The organism is Shinella zoogloeoides (genome assembly GCF_022682305.1).
GTDB classification, from domain to species: Bacteria; Pseudomonadota; Alphaproteobacteria; order Rhizobiales; family Rhizobiaceae; genus Shinella; species Shinella zoogloeoides_B.
This window is the reverse complement of sequence record NZ_CP093528.1, coordinates 1,957,014-1,978,553: the sequence shown is the minus strand read 5'-3', so window position 1 is coordinate 1,978,553 and position 21,540 is coordinate 1,957,014. Positions and strand designations below refer to the sequence as shown.

At 65.1% G+C, this 21,540-nt stretch carries 15 protein-coding genes and 1 pseudogene; 11 read left to right on the top strand and 5 right to left on the bottom strand.

What is annotated here, in order from left to right:
• The first annotated feature begins 473 nt into the window (after window positions 1-473).
• Window positions 474-2,354, top strand: coding sequence for a L,D-transpeptidase family protein (locus tag MOE34_RS10080; protein WP_242223349.1), 1,881 nt, complete (start codon window positions 474-476; stop codon window positions 2,352-2,354).
• Window positions 2,355-2,411: 57 nt separating this feature from the next.
• Here the strand turns inward: MOE34_RS10080 and MOE34_RS10075 are convergent, their stop codons facing one another.
• The gene (locus tag MOE34_RS10075) at window positions 2,412-3,086 is read right to left on the bottom strand and encodes an HAD family hydrolase (protein WP_242223347.1); all 675 of its coding nucleotides are present in this window, start codon (window positions 3,084-3,086) and stop codon (window positions 2,412-2,414) included.
• A 194-nt stretch (window positions 3,087-3,280) separates the two neighbouring features.
• On the opposite strand from MOE34_RS10075, the gene rpiA reads away from it, so the two are divergent.
• From rpiA to MOE34_RS10050, 5 genes are all read left to right on the top strand, one after another.
• On the top strand, window positions 3,281-3,979 hold the full coding sequence (rpiA, locus tag MOE34_RS10070) for a ribose-5-phosphate isomerase RpiA (RefSeq protein WP_242223345.1): 699 nt from the start codon (window positions 3,281-3,283) through the stop codon (window positions 3,977-3,979).
• Between the two features lie 18 nt (window positions 3,980-3,997).
• Window positions 3,998-4,540, top strand: coding sequence for a DUF2059 domain-containing protein (locus MOE34_RS10065; protein WP_242223343.1), 543 nt, complete (start codon window positions 3,998-4,000; stop codon window positions 4,538-4,540).
• A gap of 162 nt (window positions 4,541-4,702) precedes the next feature.
• On the top strand, window positions 4,703-6,091 hold the full coding sequence (gor, locus tag MOE34_RS10060; protein WP_242223340.1) for a glutathione-disulfide reductase: 1,389 nt from the start codon (window positions 4,703-4,705) through the stop codon (window positions 6,089-6,091).
• 129 nt (window positions 6,092-6,220) lie between these two features.
• The gene (locus tag MOE34_RS10055) at window positions 6,221-7,594 is read left to right on the top strand and encodes a class II 3-deoxy-7-phosphoheptulonate synthase (protein ID WP_160784431.1); all 1,374 of its coding nucleotides are present in this window, start codon (window positions 6,221-6,223) and stop codon (window positions 7,592-7,594) included.
• A 122-nt stretch (window positions 7,595-7,716) separates the two neighbouring features.
• Window positions 7,717-8,115, top strand: a complete 399-nt coding sequence (locus tag MOE34_RS10050) for a GFA family protein (RefSeq protein WP_242223337.1) — start codon at window positions 7,717-7,719, stop codon at window positions 8,113-8,115.
• A 2-nt stretch (window positions 8,116-8,117) separates the two neighbouring features.
• On the opposite strand, the gene MOE34_RS10045 is transcribed toward MOE34_RS10050, so the two are convergent.
• Window positions 8,118-8,648, bottom strand: a complete 531-nt coding sequence (locus MOE34_RS10045; protein WP_242223336.1) for a DUF1003 domain-containing protein — start codon at window positions 8,646-8,648, stop codon at window positions 8,118-8,120.
• A 55-nt stretch (window positions 8,649-8,703) separates the two neighbouring features.
• Window positions 8,704-10,632, bottom strand: coding sequence for an LTA synthase family protein (locus MOE34_RS10040; RefSeq protein WP_431522424.1), 1,929 nt, complete (start codon window positions 10,630-10,632; stop codon window positions 8,704-8,706).
• A 296-nt stretch (window positions 10,633-10,928) separates the two neighbouring features.
• Between MOE34_RS10040 and MOE34_RS10035 the strand changes: the two genes are divergently transcribed.
• The 3 genes from MOE34_RS10035 (at window position 10,929) to MOE34_RS10025 (ending at window position 15,107) form a co-directional block, all read left to right on the top strand.
• Complete coding sequence (locus MOE34_RS10035; protein ID WP_242223334.1) at window positions 10,929-12,641, top strand: NAD+ synthase; 1,713 nt, start codon at window positions 10,929-10,931, stop codon at window positions 12,639-12,641.
• A 96-nt stretch (window positions 12,642-12,737) separates the two neighbouring features.
• Window positions 12,738-13,496, top strand: coding sequence for an NYN domain-containing protein (locus MOE34_RS10030; RefSeq protein WP_242223331.1), 759 nt, complete (start codon window positions 12,738-12,740; stop codon window positions 13,494-13,496).
• Window positions 13,497-13,595: 99 nt separating this feature from the next.
• Complete coding sequence (locus MOE34_RS10025) at window positions 13,596-15,107, top strand: GGDEF domain-containing protein (RefSeq protein WP_242223329.1); 1,512 nt, start codon at window positions 13,596-13,598, stop codon at window positions 15,105-15,107.
• A 30-nt stretch (window positions 15,108-15,137) separates the two neighbouring features.
• Here MOE34_RS10025 and MOE34_RS10020 read toward each other — a convergent pair whose 3' ends face one another.
• On the bottom strand, window positions 15,138-16,244 hold the full coding sequence (locus tag MOE34_RS10020; RefSeq protein WP_242223327.1) for a DUF2865 domain-containing protein: 1,107 nt from the start codon (window positions 16,242-16,244) through the stop codon (window positions 15,138-15,140).
• Between the two features lie 247 nt (window positions 16,245-16,491).
• Between MOE34_RS10020 and MOE34_RS10015 the strand changes: the two are divergent.
• Window positions 16,492-18,076 (top strand): annotated as a pseudogene (locus tag MOE34_RS10015) (ABC-F family ATP-binding cassette domain-containing protein).
• 47 nt (window positions 18,077-18,123) lie between these two features.
• Here the strand turns inward: MOE34_RS10015 and MOE34_RS10010 are convergent.
• Complete coding sequence (locus MOE34_RS10010) at window positions 18,124-20,445, bottom strand: NADP-dependent malic enzyme (RefSeq protein WP_242223325.1); 2,322 nt, start codon at window positions 20,443-20,445, stop codon at window positions 18,124-18,126.
• Window positions 20,446-20,681: 236 nt separating this feature from the next.
• On the opposite strand from MOE34_RS10010, the gene MOE34_RS10005 reads away from it, so the two are divergent.
• A complete protein-coding gene (locus MOE34_RS10005; RefSeq protein WP_242223323.1) occupies window positions 20,682-21,527 on the top strand; it encodes a UDP-2,3-diacylglucosamine diphosphatase in 846 nt (281 codons plus the stop codon).
• Window positions 21,528-21,540: the final 13 nt, after the last annotated feature.

The window sequence follows — 21,540 nt, the reverse complement described above, 5'->3', positions numbered from 1 at the left end:
GGCACGCCGGGCGAGCGCGGACCGTTCGAGAAGGGCCGCGCTGGCGCGAAAAATCGCGCAAATCTCTGGCCCATCTCAGACCCGGTTGCAAGGGCGGAATCCCCAATGGGAGACGAGACTTTCGGGTAAAATCGATTAGGCGCGGCAAGGCTGTTTCCCAAGACAGCCGGCGGTCCCGCCGGGCCTGTGCTTTTTCCATCACAACCGGCGGCTCATTTTTTGTGGATTTTTTCGAGGAGCGGCAGGGAGAACCTGCCTGAACGCAAAAAATCCGCATCGATTCAAATTTTTACGCCCGCTCGCGCGTCTTGCCTTTCAAGGTCCGGCATAACGGTTTCGTGAGGCTCGGCAGGGGCGGCGGGAAGGGGCGTTTCCTTTTCATTCACCATCCTTTCCTATAACTTACCGGCCTGCTGGTTCGGGCGCCGCCAGAGACCGCGACGGGCGGTTCATACGGGAATGGATTACGACATATGAAGCTGACAAAGACTGCCGTGCTGGCCGCCGCGCTGGCCGTTTCCTGCGCCGCCATCACGCTGCCTGCCGCACCTGCCAATGCCATCACGCTGATGGACATTCTGCGTGGCGGCAAGAAGAAGGAGCCTGCGCGCGAGCCGCTCCCCGGCGTCGATAGCGGCGCTTCGTTGCCGAACGCCACGGTGAAGCAGGAGGCCAAGCCCCTGCCGCGCGTCACCGGCCCGCGCTACTATACCTACAAGGCCGATGCGCTGAAGCGTGTCGCCGTCGACAAGCTGGCCGATCCCGTCGTGACCAGCTCCATTTCCACGGACGTCGCGCCGGCGGGCGATGCCGGCATTCGCGCCGCCTTCGCCACGGTGGACGTGCGTGCGACGCCCGACGCCGCCAAGGCGGTCGAGACGTTCTACGGCGATTACAAGAAGCTCGTCTGGATCGACGGCACGGGCATCAGCGAGAAGGCCAAGACTGCCATCGCCGTGCTTGCCGACGCCGCATCCGTCGGCCTCGATCCCTGGGACTATGCGGTTCAGATCCCGCCGGACAGCTTCGACAGCGCCGACATGAACAAGCGCTACAGCGAGCTGGCCACCTTCGAGGTCGCCCTGTCCTCCGCCGTCGCGACCTATGTCCAGGATGCGGTTCGCGGTCGTATCGATCCGAACCGGATTTCCGGCTACCACGACTTCAAGCGCAAGGACGTCAACCTCGTCGCGGCGCTGAAGAACGTCGTGCTCAGCGGCAATATCCGGAACTATCTGGAAAGCCGCTCGCCGTTGAACGACGATTTCCGCGTGCTGAAGGCCGAGCTTTCGAAGCTGCGGGCCGAGACCGGTGGCGACGACCGCGTGGTCATCGCCGAGGGCACGCTGCTCAAGCCCGGCGAGAGCAACCCGGAACTCGCCAACATCATCAAGGGTGTCGTCAGGCACGGTTCGGACGCGCTGAAGACCGATCATTCGGTGACTATCGCCACCTACAAGGGCACGCCGGACTATACGCCCGAGCTGGTCGCCCTCATGGAAGCCTTCCAGAAGGAAAACGGCCTGAAGCCGGACGGCGTCGTCGGCAAGGCCTCGATCCGCAAGCTGGTTGGCGGCGATTCCGTCGCCGACAAGGTCGCCAAGCTCGAGGTGGCGCTGGAACAGGCCCGCTGGCTGCCGGTCGATCTCGGCGCGCGCCATGTCTTCATCAACCAGCCCGCTTTCATGGTCTACTACCACGAGGATGGTCGCGAGAAGTTCTCGATGCGCACGGTTGTCGGCTCCAAGTCGAACCAGACCTATTTCTTCGAGGACCGCGTGCAGACCGTCGAGGTCAACCCGTACTGGGGCGTGCCGCAGTCGATCATCATCAACGAGATGCTGCCGAAGCTGCGCAACGACCCGTCCTATCTCGATCGCATGGGCTACGAAGTGGCCGTCGGCGGGCGGGCGGTGCCGTCGTCCTCGGTCAACTGGCACGGCTCCACGGCCGGCGTTTCCGTGCGCCAGCCGCCGAGCGGCGACAATGCGCTGGGCGAGTTGAAGATCCTCTTCCCCAATACGCATGCGATCTACATGCACGACACGCCCTCGAAGAGCTTCTTCAAGAAGGACATGCGGGCGCTGAGCCATGGCTGCGTGCGCCTTGCCGAGCCGCGCAAGATGGCGGCGGCGGTGCTGGGCGTCAGCGAGGCGGATGTCGGCAAGGAGATCGCGGCCGGCGGTAACCGGGCGCTGCCCGTGAAGGCCGACATTCCGATCTATATCGCCTATTTCACCGCCTGGCCGAACAAGGACGGTGCGGTCGAGTATTTCGACGACGTCTATGGCCGCGACGACTATATGCGTAAGGCGTTCGAGGCGACACGCGCGGCGCGGCAGGCGCAGGGCTGATCTTGCCAAAGGGCTGAAAGAAGGGCGCGCCTTGCGTTAGGCGCGCCCTTTCGCGTTTCAGCGGGCGATAAGGCGCTCCACGAGATCGGGCGTCAGCTCGTCGAAATGGGCGATGATGTGGCTCGGTTCGAGGTCGGCGACCGGGACGTCGGAATAGCCGAAGGGCACGCCGATCGACGGTACGCCGGCATTGCGGGCGACGAGCATGTCGTTGAGGCTGTCACCGATCATGACGGTGCGTTGAGGGTCCGCCTCGGCGAGGCGCACGGTGCCGAGCAGATGTTCGGCATCCGGCTTGCGTACGGTAAAGGTGTCGCCGCCGGTGATGGCGGAGAAGCGTGCGGTGAGGCCGAGGCCGTCGAGAAGGCGGCGGGCGAGGCCTTCCAGCTTGTTCGTGCAGACGGCAAGCCGGTAGCCCGCGCCGGACAGGCGGTCCATGGCATCGGTCAGGCCGGGATAGGGCGTGGATACGCCCGGCATGGCCTTCGAATAATGCTCGACGAAGACACCGAGCATGCGCTGGAGGTCGTCGTCGGAGATCTCACGGCCGCGCAGCGAGAAGGCACGCCTGATCATCACGAGGCCACCATGGCCGACCAGATAGGTGAGGTCGCCGAAGCCGACCGGTTCGAGGCCTTCGAGGCCGATCGTATGGTTGAGGCTCGCCACGAGATCGTGCGCCGTATCGATGAGCGTACCGTCGAGATCGAAGACAACGAGAGAAGCGGACATGGGCAACCTTGCGAGGGGATAGGGGAAGGGAGGACACCTTCGGTATGCCATGCCGGCGGCATTTGCAATCGGCTTGTCGGCCTCCGGGGATGCGGCGTTTTGGGCTTTCGTTTGCGTTTCAGGGCGTGTAAGTGTCTCACCGGAATTCCGGCTGCTTCGCGCGCCGGATGCAATCATTCAGGGAGTTTTGGGGCATGGACGCCCGGGAAATGAAGATCAAGGCCGCCGAGGCCGCGCTCGCCCATGTGGAAGACGGCATGCGCCTCGGCATCGGCACCGGTTCGACCGCCGAGGAATTCGTGCGGCTACTGGCGGAAAAGGTGGCCGGCGGCCTTCGGGTCGAGGGCGTGCCGACCTCCGAGCGCACGGCGCGGCTCTGCGTCGAACTCGGCGTGCCGCTGAAGTCGCTCGACGAACTGCCGGAACTCGACCTCACCATCGATGGTGCCGACGAAGTGGACGGCAGGCTGCGCCTCATCAAGGGCGGCGGCGGCGCGTTGCTGCGCGAGAAGATCGTCGCCAGCGCCTCGCAGCGCATGATCGTGATCGCCGACGAGACCAAGGTCGTCGACACGCTCGGTGCCTTCAAGCTGCCGATCGAGGTCAATCCGTTCGGTCTCGTCGCCACGCGCATCGCCATCGGGAAGGTGGCCGCGCGCCTCGGGCTTTCCGGCGAAATCGCGCTGCGCATGTCCGGCGCGGACACCTTCATGACGGACGGTGGACACTACATTCTCGACGCATCTTTTGGCCGCATTCCTGATGCAGATGCGCTTGCAAGCAATCTCAACGACATACCGGGCGTCGTCGAACACGGCCTCTTCATCAATATGGCGTCGCTTGCCATCATCGCGGGACCCGCTGGTGCGCGCACGCTGACGGCAAAAGAATAGACAGGAGCACAGACCGACATGATCAAATTTGCTGGTTTCGGCCGGACCCTCGTGGCGACCCTCATCGTTTCGGCAGGCCTTGTCGGCGTCGCCAAGGCGCAGGAAGTCACGGACGAGCAGATCAAGACCGCCCGCTCGGCCATTGACGCCATCGGCGCGACGAGCAGCTTCGACAATATCCTGCCGAGCCTCGCCATGCGCGTGAAGTCGACCTTCGTTCAGGCCTCGCCGAATCACGAGGCCGAGATCAACGCCGTGGTCGACGAGCAGGCGCTCTCGCTCGCGCCGCGCCGCGCCGACCTCGAGAAGGAGGCGGCGACCATCTACGCCAAGACCTTCACGCAGGACGAACTGAAGGCCATCGCCGACTTCTACGGCTCGGCCGTCGGCAAGAAGCTCCTGGCCGATGGCCCGATCGCCACGCGCGAAATCATGAAGGCCGCCGAGATCTGGGCGACCGGCGTCGATCGCGACCTGCGCGCCGAAAGCAGCAAGAAGCTCGACGCGATGGTCGGCGCGACGAAGCCCGCCGAAGGCGGTGAAGCGCAGCCGCAGCAGTAAGACGACACGCGGAAGGCGGCCCCGGGGCCGCCTTTCCTGTCTTTGCAAGGCCGCGGTGACGCGGCCTTTTCCTTTTGCCCTTGCTGTTCCTATATGTGCATGGCCCGGCGGCGGATTCGCGCGGCGGGCATCCCGCCAGACGCGCCCGCAGGAGATCCCGACATGACGACATTCGACTACGACCTCTTCGTGATCGGCGGAGGCTCCGGCGGCGTGCGCAGCGCGCGCCTTGCGGCAGGCATGGGCAAGAAGGTGGCGATTGCGGAGGAATTCCGTTTCGGCGGCACCTGCGTCATCCGCGGTTGCGTGCCGAAGAAGCTCTATGTCTATGCCTCGCAGTTTCCCGAGCATTTCGAGGATGCCGCCGGCTTCGGCTGGCAGGTCGGCGAGACGCGCTTCGACTGGTCGGCGCTGGTCGCCGCAAAGGAGAAGGAGATCACGCGTCTTGAAGGCCTCTATCGCAAGGGGCTGGAGAATTCCGGCGCGGCCATCCTTGCCACCCGCGCCGAGCTGGCCGGCCCCAACACGGTCCGGCTGAAGGCAACGGGCGAGCTGGTGACGGCCGAGCGCATCCTGATCGCCGTCGGCGGCCACCCGACGCCACATGCCGATCTGCCCGGCCATGAACTCTGCATCAGCTCGAACGAAGCCTTCGATCTGCCGGTGCTGCCGAAATCCATCCTGATTTCCGGCGGCGGCTATATCGCGGTCGAGTTCGCCAACATCTTCCACGGCCTCGGTGTCGAGACGACGCTGATCTATCGCGGCAAGCAGATCCTCTCGCGCTTCGACCACGACATGCGCCAGGGCGTGCAGTCGGCCATGATCGCCAAGGGCATCCGCATCGTCTGCGAGGACATCATCACCAGCGTCGCCGAAGGCGAGGGCGGGAGCCGCGTCGTGAGGACCAAGGCGGGCGAGACGCTGACTGTCGATCAGGTCATGCTGGCGCTCGGCCGGGTGCCCAACACCGGCGGCCTCGGGCTGGAGACGGCGGGCGTCGCGGTGAACGAGCGGGGCGCGATCCTCGTCGACGACTATTCGCGCACCAACGTGCCCGGCATCTTCGCGCTCGGCGACGTGACCGACCGCGTGCAGCTCACGCCCGTCGCGATCCACGAGGCCATGTGCTTCATCGAGACGGAGTTCCGTGGCAAGCCGGTCTCGCCCGACCACGATCTCATCGCCACCGCCGTCTTCTCGCAGCCGGAAATCGGCACCGTGGGCCTTAGCGAGGAGGCAGCGGCGAAGGTGTTCGACGATCTCGAAATCTACCGCGCCGAATTCCGGCCGATGAAGGCGACGCTTTCGGGGCGGCAGGAGAAGACGATCATGAAGCTCGTCGTCAATGCGGCGGACCGCAAGGTGGTCGGCGCGCATATCCTCGGCCACGAGGCCGGCGAGATGGCGCAGCTCCTCGGCATCTCGCTGAAGGCCGGCGTCACCAAGGACGATTTCGACCGCACCATGGCCGTGCATCCGACGGCGACGGAGGAGCTGGTGACCATGTACCAGCCGAGCTATCGCGTGCGTAACGGACAGCGGGTGTGACGGCGTATTTGGAATAGCCGTTCGCTGGAACTGCGGCTATGCAAGACCCATCTAACGGTTTATAAGCCCGCATCTTCAAAAAGGAGTGGCGTTCGCCGGCTTGCGGACGCTTCAGGACAGGTGAGTGAAATGGCACAGAATTGGACGCCGAGCAGCTGGCGGCAGAAGCCCATCCAGCAGGTTCCGGATTACCCAGATCTCGCCGCGCTGGCGGCGACCGAAGAGCGCCTTGCGAAATTTCCGCCGCTCGTCTTCGCCGGTGAGGCACGCCGCCTCAAGACGGCGCTTGCGAACGTGGCCGAGGGCAAGGGCTTCCTGCTTCAGGGTGGCGACTGCGCCGAGAGCTTCGCCGAGCACGGCGCCGACACGATCCGCGACTTCTTCCGCGCCTTCCTGCAGATGGCCGTGGTGCTGACCTTCGGCGCCCAGCAGCCGGTGGTCAAGGTCGGCCGTATTGCCGGCCAGTTCGCCAAGCCGCGTTCCTCGGGCATCGAGAAGCAGGGCGATGTATCGCTGCCGTCCTACCGCGGCGATATCATCAACGGCATCGAATTCACCGAAGAGGCCCGCATTCCGAACCCGGAACGCCAGATCATGGCTTACCGCCAGTCGGCCGCGACGCTGAACCTGCTGCGCGCTTTTGCGATGGGCGGCTACGCCAATCTCGACAACGTGAACCAGTGGATGCTCGGTTTCGTCAAGGATTCGCCGCAGGCCGAGCGCTACCGCAAGCTCGCCGACCGGATTTCCGAGACCATGGACTTCATGAAGGCCATCGGCATCACCTCGGAGAACCACGCGAACCTGCGCGAGACGGACTTCTTCACCAGCCATGAGGCGCTGCTGCTCGGTTACGAGCAGGCGCTGACCCGCGTCGATTCGACCTCGGGCGACTGGTACGCGACGTCCGGCCACATGATATGGATCGGCGATCGTACACGCCAGCCCGACCATGCGCATATCGAATACTGCCGCGGCATCAAGAACCCGATCGGTCTCAAGTGCGGCCCGTCGCTGACCGGCGATGGCCTGCTGGAACTGATCGACCTCCTGAACCCGCAGAACGAGGCCGGCCGCCTGACGCTGATCTGCCGCTTCGGCCACGACAAGGTCGCCGAACACCTGCCGCGCCTCATCCGCGCTGTCGAGCGGGAAGGCAAGAAGGTCGTCTGGTCCTGCGATCCGATGCACGGCAACACGATCACGCTCAACAACTACAAGACCCGCCCCTTCGAGCGGATCCTGTCGGAAGTGGAGAGCTTCTTCCAGATCCACCGCGCAGAAGGCACGCATCCGGGCGGCATCCATATCGAGATGACCGGCAACGACGTGACGGAATGCACGGGCGGCGCACGGGCGCTTTCGGGCGACGACCTTGCCGACCGCTACCACACGCATTGCGACCCGCGTCTCAATGCCGACCAAGCGCTGGAACTCGCCTTCCTTCTTGCCGAGCGCATGAAGGGCGGCCGCGACGAGAAGCGCATGGTCGTGAACGGCTGATCGCGATCCGTTCATGTTTCGTCTCTGTTAATTAGCAGAGTTGATGCATGCATTCAGTATTGTGAAATTGACAGGACCGGGCCGGCTGACCAAGCTGGCCCGGTTTTCTTTTGGGAGGAAAGATGAGCGAAGACCATTCGGGCCATTGCCTTTGCGGCGTCGTGTATTTCCGCACCCGTGGCCGGCTGCGGGACGTGATCGCGTGCCACTGCAACCAGTGCCGCCGGCAGACCGGGCATTTCTATGCCGCGACCAATGTGCTCGACGAGGGGCTGACGGTGGAGGGCGGTGACAATGTCAGCTGGTATCGGGCGAGCGACACGGCAAGCCGTGGCTTCTGCCGCACCTGCGGCTCCGCGCTCTTCTGGAAGAGCGATGGTTCCGACTACACCTCGATCATGGCCGGAGCCTTCGACCAGCCGACCGGGTTGAAGATCGGCGTGCATATCTTCTGCGCCGACAAGGGCGATTATTATGAGATCGACGACGGCGCGCCGCAGTTCGCGCAGAGCGACCGGTAGGCCTATTCCTTCTGGCGAAGCGCCTCGTGCAGGCGCAGGACCTCCAGCTTGAGCGCGGCGATCTCGTCGAGGAAATGCGTGTCGATCTTGTGGTGCAGCGCCATCAGCTCGATCTCCGCCTTCAGGTTGACCTCGTAATCCTTGGAGGCCTCGAAGCGGTCGCGCGCGGCCTGCCGGTTCTGCGACATCATGATGATCGGCGCCTGCAGGGCGGCGAGCATGGACAGCACGAGATTGAGGAAGATGAAGGGATAGGGGTCGAAGGCGTCCTTCGTCAGCAGGAGCGTATTGGCGATCGTCCAGACGACAAGGAAGGCCAGGAAACCGATGATGAAGGACCAGGAGCCACCGATGCGGGCGATGGCGTCGGCGACGCGCTCGCCGACGGATTGCTTCGACTGGTAGGCGATGTTCCTGTCCTCGGACAGGATGCGCCCCTCGCGGGAATGAAGCAGAACTTCGCGCTCGGTCTCGTCGAGCTGGTCGGCGGGCTTGCCGAAGAGGATCTGGGCGGCGTCGTCGAATGCTTTCATGGTGAGGCTCCGGAACGGGAATCGGTCCCTTAACCTAGCGCTCTTCCGGCGAAAATCAGTAGCCCGCCGACATCAGTTCCGCATGGGAGTCGAAGAAGCGTTCCAGCCCGTACTGCTTGCCGAACATGATATCGTGCTGCAGGAAGCGGAAGTCGCGCACCAGCGGGTCGACCGTCTTCTTGCGCGCCCATTCGGCGGTGGCTTCGCCCTTGGCGTCGATCAGCATGTAGCGGTCGATGACGCGCAGCTTGTCGTGCACCTTGCCGAGGAAGCCGGTGTAGTAGGGGTGCTCGAAGCCGGCTTCCTTGAGGATGTAGTAGGACAGGAAGGCCGGGCTGATCGTGCCGACATCCTTCTGCGCGCCGGTCTTGTTCGACCAGATGACGAGCGGGGTCTCGTGCTCCTTCTTCATCTGTTCGGCCGTGCCCTTGCGCGCGGCGGTGATGCCCTTCATGTAGCCGGAATTCTTGTAGACCGTGTTGAGCGGCGGCAGGTGGTCGCCGAAGACGACGATGATCGTCTCGCGGTCGCGTTCCTTCGCCCAGTCCATCAGCATCTTCAGGCTGCTGTCGGCTTCCTTCACGCCTTCGGCGTAGCTCGCGAGCATGCGGTTGTCGCGGGCGTCGAGCTTGCCGTCGATGGCGACGTCGGTCTTCGCGTAGCGGCCGTCGTCATAGGGGCCGTGGCCTTGCAGGGTGACGGCGAAGAAGAAGAACGGGTCTTCCTGCATGTCGGCCTGGCGGATGATCTCCTTCGTCAGCGCCTCGTCCGAGGTGAAGTTGCCGCGCTTTGCCAGCGGCGGCATCTTGTCGATGTCCTTGAAGGTCTCGAAGCCGAAGGCCTTGTAGACGCTCGAACGGTTCCAGAACCAGCCGGAGAACGGATGGATGGCGCGCGCCGTATAGCCTTCCGCGCGGAAGAACGTGGCGAGCGAGGGGATCGGCTTGCGCACATACTGCTGGTACGGGATGCTGCCCGTCGGCAGGAAGGCATTGGAGAAGCCCGTCAGCGCCTCGAATTCGACATTGGCGGTGAGGCCGCCGAATTCCGGCGAGAAGACGTTGCCGCTCGCATTCTCGCGGATGACCGGCATCGGATCGGGCGAGAGCTTCACGCTCTGGATGCGCGTCGGATCCCACAGCGACTCGCTCATCACGACGATGACGTCGGGCTTTGAACGGTGCGTCGTGCCGGCGGGAAGGGGCTTGGACGGGATCTTGTCGATGGCGTCGAGCATGTAGCCCGACGGAGCCTGGACATTGGCCATCGGCAGGTTGATGGCGAAGGCCATGACGAAGCCGTTGTGGCGATAGTTCTCCGCCTGGTCCCACATGATGGGGAAGACCTTAAGGCGGTCGCGCATCCAGGAGAACTCGTTGTAGTCCATGATGGAGGCAAAGCCCGCGAGCAGCGGCAGGGCGACGGCAAGGCGCGTCAGGCGCTCCTTCGTCGTCAGCGGCCGGAAGCGGCGCCAGGCGAAGACCCACAGGCTGACGAGGCCGACGACGGCGGCGACGATCGCGACGGCAAGCGCCGCGGCGGTCCACGGACGGTCCTGCACCAGAACCGGCATCAATTCGAGGATCTGGCGACCGAAGAGCAGGTCGGTCGGATAGAGCGGGTCGGTGAGGAAGACCTGCTTCTGCTGCGAGATGACGCCCATCAGCACGACGAGGGGCGAAACGAGCAGCACGGCCTTGTGCTGCCGGCCGATCAGCGCGTCGATGGCAAGGTAGAGCAGGAAGAAGACGCCGGTCGTGGTCCAGCCGGGCTGCTGGAGATTGGTCAGGTAGGCATAGGTCTGCTGCACGGAGCCGCGCGTGATCAGTTCGATCACGATGACCGTCGCAAGGGCCAGCACGCCGGAGACGGCGAGCGAGCGCAGGACGGCGAGCGCCTTGGCATGACGCGCGAGGAAGCCTGCCTCTACGGCAAGCCCTTCATTGGCTTCGATTGCCACGGCTGCGGGAGTGAACAGGGCCAAGGCCTTCTCCAAACTTCATAAAACTGTCGTGTATCTGTCATACGGATGTCATCTTGAACAGGAGATGAACGGTTTCCGAACGGTTCTCCCCGTGCTTTGGTTCCGGCTGTTGCATTGCGGCAATGGTGTGCGGAACCCGCTGAAAAACGGCACTTTTCGCCGAAACCGCGCGCAATCGCCCGCCACTTCATTCCCAAAGCGGCCGCCATGCTCTAAAGAGCGTATCGACCGTTCGCCGTTTCCCGGCAGCATTGCGCGGGGAAGGCGGACACGAGATGAGAAACGGGTCCGCAGACATGGCTTCCGAGATTGAAAAGGCGACGCCGCGCGCCGCTGGCGAGACTGAAAAGGCGACGCTCCGCATCGCCGTCGCGCAATTGAACCCGATCGTCGGCGACGTTTCCGGCAACCTCGCCAAGGCGCGCGCCGCCCGCAAGGATGCGGCGGGGCAGGGTGCCGATCTCCTGCTCCTGACGGAACTCTTCATCTCCGGCTACCCGCCGGAAGACCTCGTGCTGAAACCTGCCTTCCTCAAGGCCTGCCGCCGCGCTGTCGACGACCTTGCCGCCGACACGGCCGATGGCGGCCCCGGCGTCATCGTCGGTTTCCCGCGGCAGGACGAGACGGGCCGCTACAACGCCGTCGCCGTCATCGATGGCGGCAAGGTGATCGCGGTGCGCGACAAGGTGGACCTGCCGAACTACGGCGAATTCGACGAAAAGCGCGTCTTCGACCAGGGCGCGATGCCCGGCCCCGTCAATTTCCGCGGCATCCGCCTTGGCATTCCGATCTGCGAGGACATCTGGGGCGAACTCGGCGTCTGCGAGACGCTTGCGGAAAGCGGCGCGGAAATCCTCCTGTCGCCGAACGGCTCGCCCTACTATCGCGGCAAGGTGGATATCCGCCATCAGGTGGCGCTGAAGCAGGTCATCGAGACCGGCCTGCCGCTGCTCTACGCCAACCAGCTCGGCGGCCAGGACGAGCTTGTCTTCGACGGCGCGAGCTTCGCCTTCAACGCGGACAAGTCGCTCGCCTTCCAGATGAGCCAGTTCGAGGAGACCATCGCGCTTACCGTCTGGAAGAAGCGCGCCGAGGGCTGGGTCTGCGACGGTGGCCCGATGTCGCGCATTCCGGAAAAGGAGGAGGCTGACTACCGTGCCTGCCTTCTCGGCTTCCGCGACTACGTCAACAAGAACGGCTTCAAGAACGTGGTGCTCGGTCTTTCCGGGGGCATCGACTCGGCGATCTGCGCGGCCATCGCGGTCGATGCGCTTGGCGAGGAGCGGGTGCGCTGCGTCATGCTGCCCTACCGCTACACCTCGAAGGATTCGCTGAAGGACGCCGCCGATTGCGCCAAGGCCCTCGGCTGCCGCTACGATATCGTGCCGATCGAGGCGCCGGTGACCGGTTTCCTCTCCTCGCTCTCCGAGCTTTTCGAGGGGACCGACGAGGGCATCACGGAAGAGAACCTGCAGAGCCGCGCGCGCGGCACGATCCTGATGGCGATCTCCAACAAGTTCGGCTCGATGGTCGTGACGACCGGCAACAAGTCGGAGATGTCGGTCGGCTATGCCACGCTCTACGGCGACATGAACGGTGGCTTCAACCCGATCAAGGACCTCTACAAGATGCAGGTCTATGCGATCTCGCGCTGGCGCAACGCGCATGTGCCGCCGGGCGCGCTCGGCCCCACCGGCGAGGTGATCCCGCAGAACATCATCGACAAGGCGCCTTCCGCTGAACTGCGCCCCAACCAGACGGACCAGGATTCGCTGCCGCCCTATCCGGTGCTCGACGATATCCTCGAATGCCTCGTCGAGATGGAGATGAGCACGGAGGACATCGTCGCGCGCGGCCATGACGCGGCGACCGTGCACCGGGTCGAGCATCTGCTCTACATCGCCGAATACAAGCGCCGTCAGTCGGCCCCTGGTGTGAAGATCACCAAGAAGAACTTCGGCCGCGACCGTCGCTATCCGATCACCAACCGGTATCGTGACCGGGGGTAGCGCCGCGTTAACCGTTGCAAGCAAAAGGCGGCCCCGACGATTGTGAGAAAGCCGCGGTTTGCTACTCTCCTTCCTCGTTCGTGAGGAGGGTTTCCTGTGGCCCAGCGTAATGTCGTGCTGCTCATCGATGCGGAGAACATGCCGCCAGCCTTGGCGAGTGCCATTATCGAGGAGGCGATGCGGCATGGCGACATCTTTCAGCGCCGCATCTATGGAGATTTCTCCCAAGGGACCCTACGCGACTGGCTGGAAGCAGCGCCGCGCCATGCGTTGACCGCGTGCCAGACGATTGCCGGGGCATCTGGCAAGAACGGCGCGGATGTCGCCCTCGTCATCGACGCGATGGACCTCTTCCATACGACGGACGCAGACGTTTTCTGCCTGGCCTCCTGCGACGGCGACTTTACACAACTGGCGATGCGGATGCGGCAGGGTGGAAAAACCTTCGTCGGCATGGGCAGGCCGAATGCGTCCGCCCGCTTCCAGGCCGCCTGCGACAGCTTCACGGTCATCTATGCTCCGAAGGAACCGGCAAAGCCGGTGCCGCCTCCCACCGCCTCGGCGCAGGCTCCTGCCTCTTGTCGCGCGTTGAAAGCGGAGGTTTTGCAAAGAGCCTTCGTCTCCGCGCCGCGGCTCGACGGTGAGTGGGTCGGGTTGTCTCAGCTCATGGTGGCCCTGAAGGCACACCAGCCAGGATTCGCGGTCGAGGCATACGGCCATAGCCAGTTGAGCAAGTTGCTCGCATTCTCCGGTGTTGAGCTGGCCGACAACAACAGGAAAGCGCGGCTGAGGACGCCGCACCTGAAGAAGGTCGTCGATAACGGACAGGAATCCCGCGCGTCGGCTTCCAATTAAGCTTTCGCTCACCAGCCCGCTTAAGCCAATCTTGCCGTCTCTCCGTTAGCGTTCCCTCAACAATGCCCGGAAAGGGGCAGGGGACCGGCAGGGGAAACGATGACGGGCAAGACGCGGGACGGCCACGCGATACGACGGCGCGGTTTCGGAAGGACGATCCGGGCGGCGGCCGTGCTGATCGTGCTCCTGTTCGGCGCCGCCAACTATCTCGTGCTCGATCACGCCATAAAGCAGGCCGACAGTTTCGTCGTAGAGACCGAGCGCACGCTTGTGCGCAACGATTTCAGCCACCAGATCGATCAGGTGGTGCAGTATCAGAGCCAGCTTTCGTTCTGGGACAAGAGCTTCAAGGAACTGGCGGGCGGCATGCCGGGCGATATTTTCGTTCGGGACCAGTTGCGTGACTGGATGTGGGCCGACTTCGGCTTTTCCTGGATGATCTTCACCACGCCGGACCATGAGCAGGTGCTTGGCGTCCACCGCGGCGCCAAGGTTTCGGAGCGCACGGCGCGCGAGACGCTGCGCTGGGTGAGCGACCTCACCCGCAAGGCCGAAGTCGCCTACCGCGCCGCGCTGGCGCCGACGCTGGGCGGATGGGAGGTGAAAAGCGGCAGGGAGGACCCGGACCTTCTCACCCCGGCGCTTCCCGCGATCCATGTTTCCGGCATCAGGCTGATCGACAGGGTGATGAGCGTCGTCGTGGTGCAGGCGGTCATTCCGCGCACGCGCTACATTCCCGCGGATCGCCTGCGGCCGACGCTGCTGGTCACCGTCAAGCCGATCTCGCAGAAGATGCTGGCCGATGCGCAAGAGCGGCTCGGCGTGAAGGGGCTCGGCTTCTCGCCCATCGTGACCGATGCGCCGGGGCTGGCGATGACGCCGGTCGGCGAGGATGCCTACAATCCCATGGTGGCGTCCTGGCGGCCGAACATGCCCGGCTCCTTCGTCTGGAAATCGGCCCTGCCGCAGATCGGCATGTTCGTGCTGGTCTTCGCCGGTGTGATGCTCTTCGGAACCTTGCGCTTCTCCGCGCTGGTGAAGGCGCTCCAGCACAGCGAGGCGCGCAATGCGTTTCTGGCGCGGCACGATTCGCTGACCGGGCTGAGGAACCGCAGCGGCTTCGACGAGAAGGCCGCCGAGATCGCGGGCCGGGACGGGGGCACGCCCTTCGCGATCATCGCGCTGGACCTCGACAGGTTCAAGGCGGTCAACGACCGTCACGGCCATGCGGCGGGCGATGCCGTTCTGCAGGCAGTGGCGCGGCGCTTTGCCGAGCGTATCGGCGCGCACGGCTGCGCGGCCCGCTTCGGCGGCGATGAATTCTGCATGCTGCTGGCCGGCGAATACAGCCGCGAAAGCCTGGTCGGGCTGGCGGAAGGCCTTGTGCGCGACGCGCAGCTTCCCATAGCCCATGACGGCCAGCTTCTGCTGATTGGCGGCAGCGCCGGTATCGCGCAGTTCCCCGACCACGGCCGGTCGCTACATGATGTCATGGTGATGGCCGATGCCGCGCTCTATGCCGCCAAGAATGCCGGCCGCAACCGCGCGGCCCATGCCGGCGATCTGTGCATGGAGGAGATCATCGAGGCACGGGCTTCGCGCGCGGCATGAGCGATATGAGCGGAGGATGGTTGCCGACGGTCAGTTGACGTCGGGATCGGCCGGGCGGCCGAGATCGATGGCGGATTCGTTCTCCGGCAGGAAGGCGGGGCCGACCGTGCGCACCTTGCTGTTCGCCGGGTCGTAGACGCGCTCCTCCACCTTGGCGGGCGTCCTGGTCTCCGCCTCATCTTTTTTCGGCGTGGCGGCGCGGATGGTGGTCACCGAGCCGTCTTCCTGCTGGTTGCCGATGCCGGCGTTTCCGTCGCTTTCTCCCCTGGCCGCCTTCTCGCGCCGGATCATCTCCTGGTAATAGGCGGTGAGGTTGCAGCCGCAGGACCCGGCTTTCGCGCGGTCGCGCGTCCGGTAGGCGAAGGCGTTCGGCAGTTCGGCATAGGGACGGCCGGTGACTGTGGAGGTCATCTGCTCGGTTTCCTGTCCATTCGTCATGGACTGGTAGAAAAGCTGGGTCTCCGTTTGCGGGCACATCATCGCGCAGACCTTCTGGTCGCGCCGGAAATCGAGCGGAGTCGCGCCCGAGGAGATCGGGAAGAAGCCGCCGTCGCAGGTGCGCACGCAGACCGTGCGCAGGTTGCCATGGCCGGCATTGCCGCCGAGTGAGCGCAGTTCCAGCATGCCGCTGCCGTCCGGCGAGGCGCCGAGGGGCAGGGTGCGCGTGTCGTCGAGCGTGCGCAGCGTCTCCGTCGCCGCTGCCGGCAGAATCTCGGGCCTATCGTTGCAGCCCTTGGTTTCCAGCAGGGAGAGCAGCCGGCTGCGCCGCCCGTCCGGGGAGCCGCCGCTGGAGAAGTCGCGGCGCTTCTTGTCGAGGATCTGGAGATTGCGCTCCATCTTGCCGATGACGGAAGAGAGCGTCGCGCAGGCATCGGCATTCGCGCCGCCGATGACCACGATGCTGCCCGCCGAACAGCCGAGGCGGCGCTGGTCGCTCCTGGCCTTGCGGAGCTGGATGTTCTGGCGCGCGATCGCGCCGGCATATTTGCGGGCGCTGCCGGTGTCCGCCACGACCTTGGGCAGGTTCGCGAGCTGGACCCGAAGACTGTCGCAGACGCTTGCCGCCGCCGTTCCGCCGGAAAGCAGGAAAGGCAGGCCGACGGCGATGGCGAAAAGAAGTCGGGCGCGCGCCTTCAAATCCCTCGATCCCTGGCTGATTGAACTGTCGGCGGCACATCCCGTCCGATAGCCCCATCATAGGCCGCATCGGGGGGAGTGCAATGTGCTCCCGCATTTGTGATTAACGCGCCGGCCCGTTCCGCCTTGGCGCCGCCGCTATTCAGGCCTAGACAGACGCCATCGTCAATGCCGACCGGATGGTGCGCCATGGAATTCGACCCGACCGCAAATCGACTTCGTTTTGTCATCGGGGACATCCGTATCCATGCCGCATTCCATCACGCTTTCCAAAATCACCTGGGCGACGCCTGACGGGCACACGCTCCTTTCCAATCTCGACCTGACCTTCGGCAGCGAGCGCGCCGGGCTTGTCGGCCGCAACGGCGTCGGCAAGACGACATTGCTGAAGCTCGTCACCGGAGCGCTAGTGCCGCAGGCCGGTTCCATCGCCGTGGACGGCACGCTCGGCATCCTGCGCCAGAGCGTGCAGGTCGGACCGGAGGAAACCGTCGCCAGCCTCTTCGGCATTGTCGAGGCGCTCGACCTGCTTGGCCGCGCCGAGCGGGGCGAGGCGTCGGGCGACGAACTGACCGGGGCCGATTGGACGCTGGAAACCCGGCTTGCCGCAGCGCTTGCCCGCGTCGGGCTGGACGCGGAGCCGCAAACGCTACTTGCCGCGCTCTCCGGCGGGCAGCGTACCCGCGCGGCCCTCGCCGCGCTCGTCTTTCGCGCGCCGGATTTCCTGCTGCTTGATGAGCCGACGAACAATCTCGACCGGGACGGGCGGCGGGCGGTCATCGACATGCTCGCCGGCTGGCGGGCAGGGGCCGTCGTCGTCAGCCACGACCGCGAACTGCTGGAGACCATGGATGACATCGTGGAGCTGACGACGCTCGGTGCGACGCGCTACGGTGGCAATTGGAGCGCCTATCGCGAGCGCAAGCGGCTGGAGCTCTCCGCGGCTCACCGCGATCTCGCCGATGCCGAGAAGCATGCCGGGGAGGTGGCGCGGACGATGCAGGCCATCGCCGAGCGGAAGGCGCACAAGGACAGCGCCGGACGCCGTAAGAAGGCGCGGGGCGACCTGCCGCGCATCGTGCTGGGCGGGATGAAGCGGCGCGCCGAGGCGACGAGTGGGACGAATGCGCGGCTTGCCGAAAGCCGGCAGGCGCAGGCGGACGAGGCTCTGGCTTCGGCGCGCGAGCGCATCGAGATCCTTCAGCCGCTCACCGTCTCCGTACCGCCGACAAACCTGCCGCCCGGCAGGACGGTGCTGAGGGTGGAGGGCGTGACGGCCGGTTACCTGCCGGAGCGCCCGGTCATCCGCGATCTCGCCTTCACGATGACGGGGCCGGAACGGGTGGCCGTGACCGGGCCGAACGGTTCGGGGAAGACGACGTTCCTCGCGCTCGTCACCGGTGCGCTGCGGCCGTGGGCGGGATGCGTGCGGCGCTTCACGGACTTCGCGATGCTGGACCAGCGGGTGAGCCTGCTCGATCCCGCGCTATCGATCCGCGACAATTTCCGTCGGATCAATCCGGGCGCGGACGAAAACGCCTGCCGGGCGGCGCTGGCGCGTTTCATGTTCCGGGCGTGCCGCCCTTCAGGTCGCCGGCAGCCTAAGCGGCGGGCAGCTCCTGCGCGCCGGCCTTGCCTGTGTGCTCGGTGGCGGAACGCCGCCTCCGCTGCTCATCCTCGACGAGCCGACGAACCATCTCGATATCGATTCCATCGAGGCGGTGGAGGCTGGCCTTCGCGCTTACGACGGAGCGTTTCTCGTCGTCAGCCATGACGAGCCGTTCCTGGAGGCGGTCGGCATCGACCGGCGGCTGGCGCTTTCGGCGCAATGAAAAAGGGCGGGCCACTGGCCCGCCCTTTGATTTTCCGTCCGTCCGGATCAGACCGGGCCGACGGGATAGGAGGCTTCCACTACGGCAAGTGCCGCCATGTTGACCACGCCGCGCGAGGTGGCGGAAGGCGAGAGGATGTGGGCCGGCAGGGCGGCGCCGAGCAGGATCGGGCCGACATGCAGGCTGTCCGTCATGGTCTTCACCACGCCAAGGGTGATGTTGGCGGCGTCGAGGTTCGGGAAGACCAGGAGGTTGGCTTCGCCGGTCAGCGTCGAATCCGGCATCACGCGCTGGCGCAGGGCCTCGGAGATGGCGGCGTCGCCGTGCATTTCGCCGTCCGCTTCCAGCGCCGGGTCGACCTCGCGCACCAGTTCCATCGCCTTGCGCATCTTGAAGGCGCTTTCGGAATCGCGCGAGCCGAAGTTCGAATGCGAGACGAGGGCGGCGCGCGGGGTGATGCCGAAGCGGCGGATTTCCTGCGCCGCCATCACCGTCATCTCGGCCACTTCCTCGGCCGTCGGATCGATGGTCACGTAGGTGTCGGTGAAGAAGGTCGCGCCGCGCTGCGAGATCAGCAGGCTGAGGCCGGAGAAGTCCAGCACGCCTGGCTTCTTGCCGATGATCTGGCTGACGTCGCGCAGGTGCCGGGCAAAACGGCCCTCGACGCCGCAGATCAGCGCATCGGCCTCGCCGCGCTTGACGGCGAGCGCGCCGATGACCGTCTGGTTCGTACGCACGATAGTGCGCGCCGCTTCCGGGTTGACGCCCTTGCGGCCGACAATGCGGAAATAGTCGTCGACATAGTCACGATAGCGCGGATCGTCGTCCGGGTTGACCACCTCGAAATCGACATGTGGGCGCACGCGCAGGCCGTAGCGCTTGAGGCGCGCCTCGATGATCTGCGGGCGGCCGATGAGGATCGGCTTGGCGATCTGTTCCTCGAGAAGCACCTGGGCGGCGCGCAGCACGCGCTCGTCCTCGCCCTCGGCGAAGATGACGCGCTTCTTCTCGGCCTTCTTCGCGGCGGCGAAGATCGGCTTCATGATGAAGCCGGAGCGCCAGACGAAACGGTTGAGCTGGTCGAGATAGGCGTCGAAATCGGTGATCGGGCGGGTTGCGACGCCGGTCTCGGCGGCCGCGCGCGCGACGGCCGGCGCGATGCGCAGGATGAGGCGCTGGTCGAAGGGTGAGGGGATCAGGTAGTTCGGGCCGAAGCTCGGCGTATCGCCCGAATAGGCGCGGGCCGCGACGTCGGACACTTCCTCGCGGGCAAGGCCGGCAATCGCCCGCACCGCCGCCATCTTCATCTCCTCGTTGATGGTGCGCGCGCCGCAATCGAGTGCGCCGCGGAAGATGTAGGGGAAGCAGAGGACGTTGTTGACCTGGTTCGGGAAGTCCGAGCGGCCGGTGCAGATCATCGCGTCGGGACGGACCGCGCGGGCCTCCTCGGGCATGATTTCCGGTGTCGGGTTGGCAAGCGCCATGATCAGCGGATTTTCCGCCATGCGGGTGAGAAGCTCGGGCTTCAGCACGCCCGCGGCCGAAAGGCCGAGGAAGACGTCCGCGCCGTCGATGGATTCGGACAGCGCGCGCTTGTCGGTCTCCTGGGCGTAGATGGCCTTCCACTGGTCCATCAGCGCCTCGCGGCCCTTGTAGACGAGGCCCTCGATGTCATGGACCCAGATGTTCTCGATCTTTGCGCCGAGGGCGACGAGCTGGTTGAGGCAGGCGAGCGCGGCAGCGCCTGCGCCGGAGGCGACGATCTTGGCGTCGGAAAGCGCCTTGCCGGCCAGCTCCAGGCCGTTCAGCACCGCCGCCGCGACGATGATCGCCGTGCCGTGCTGGTCGTCGTGGAAGACGGGTATATCCATCTTCTCACGAAGCCGGCGCTCCACCTCGAAGCATTCCGGCGCCTTGATGTCTTCCAGGTTGATGCCGCCGAAGGTGGGTTCCAGCGCGGAGATGACATCCACCATCTGGTCGACGGTCGGCGAGTCGATCTCGATGTCGAAGACGTCGATGCCGGCGAACTTCTTGAAGAGGACGGCCTTGCCTTCCATCACCGGCTTGGAGGCGAGGGGACCGATATTGCCGAGGCCGAGCACGGCCGTGCCATTCGAGACGACGGCGACGAGGTTGGCGCGCGCCGTGTAGTCGGCGGCTGTGTTCGGATCGTCGCGGATGGCGAGACAGGGGGCGGCGACACCCGGCGAATAGGCGAGCGCGAGGTCGCGCTGGTTGCCGAGCGGCTTGGTCGGGTTGATCTCGAGTTTGCCGGGGCGGGGGTGACGGTGGAAGAAAAGGGCCTGCTGGTCGATATCGCCGCTTATGGGGCCGTTATGCGTCCGCGATTTGTCACCCGTGCTCATGATGTTCCTGCCATATGCTGTTTTCGCCGCGGCTTTTCGTGGCACGAAATCGCCGCGACGTGAAGTTTCCGGAACCTCCCATAAAGCCGCAATCGGCGGACTGTGCAATGCCTATTTGCGGTCGAAAAATGCATAGGTGTGTCATCAATCTGAAACAGGAGTCTGGTTTTCAACGGGGCGAAAGCCGGTCGCCGCGACGGTGCTCGCGACGGCCGATCCCCAGGAGAGACCGACGCATGACCGTGACCCCCGCCAGCCCCGATGTCCGCCACTTCCGCACGCTGTTCATCTCGGACGTGCATCTCGGATCGCGAGCCGCCAAAGCCGGATTCCTCATCGATTTCCTGCGGCATCACGAGGCGGAGACGATCGTGCTCGTCGGCGACATCGTCGACGGCTGGCGGCTGAAGCGAAACTGGTACTGGCCGCAGGCCTTCAACGACGTGACGCAGAAGCTCCTGCGCAAGGCCCGCAAGGGCACGCGCATCATCTACATCCCCGGCAACCACGATGAGTTCCTGCGCGATTTCCCGGGCATGCATTTCGGCGGTGTCGAGGTGGCCGACCGCATCATCCACGAGGCGGCGGACGGCAAGCGCTATCTCGTGCTGCATGGCGACGAATTCGACGTTGTCGTGCGCCATGCCCGCGTCGTCGCCTATCTCGGCGACTGGGCCTATGACGCGGCCATCGCCATCAACGTGGTCTTCGCCGCCATCCGCCGCAAGCTCGGGCTGCCCTACTGGTCCTTCTCCTCCTGGGCCAAGCAGCAGGTGAAGACAGCGGTGAACTTCATCGGCGAATTCCAGAAGGTCGTCGCCGAGGAGGCGCGCCGCAATGGTGCGGACGGCGTGATCTGCGGCCATATCCACCATGCCGTGATCGCCGATATCGACGGCATCCGCTACATCAACAGCGGCGACTGGGTGGAAAGCTGCACGGCGATTGCCGAGCACCACGACGGCACGATGGAGCTGATCACCTGGCAGCAGATGGCGTCGGCTCCGGTGGAGGCCCTGCCGGTATCGCGCCGGGGGCTTGCCGTCGAGGTCCGAGAGGCGGCGGACGCGGAGGCGGCATAAGCTGCGATCGCAC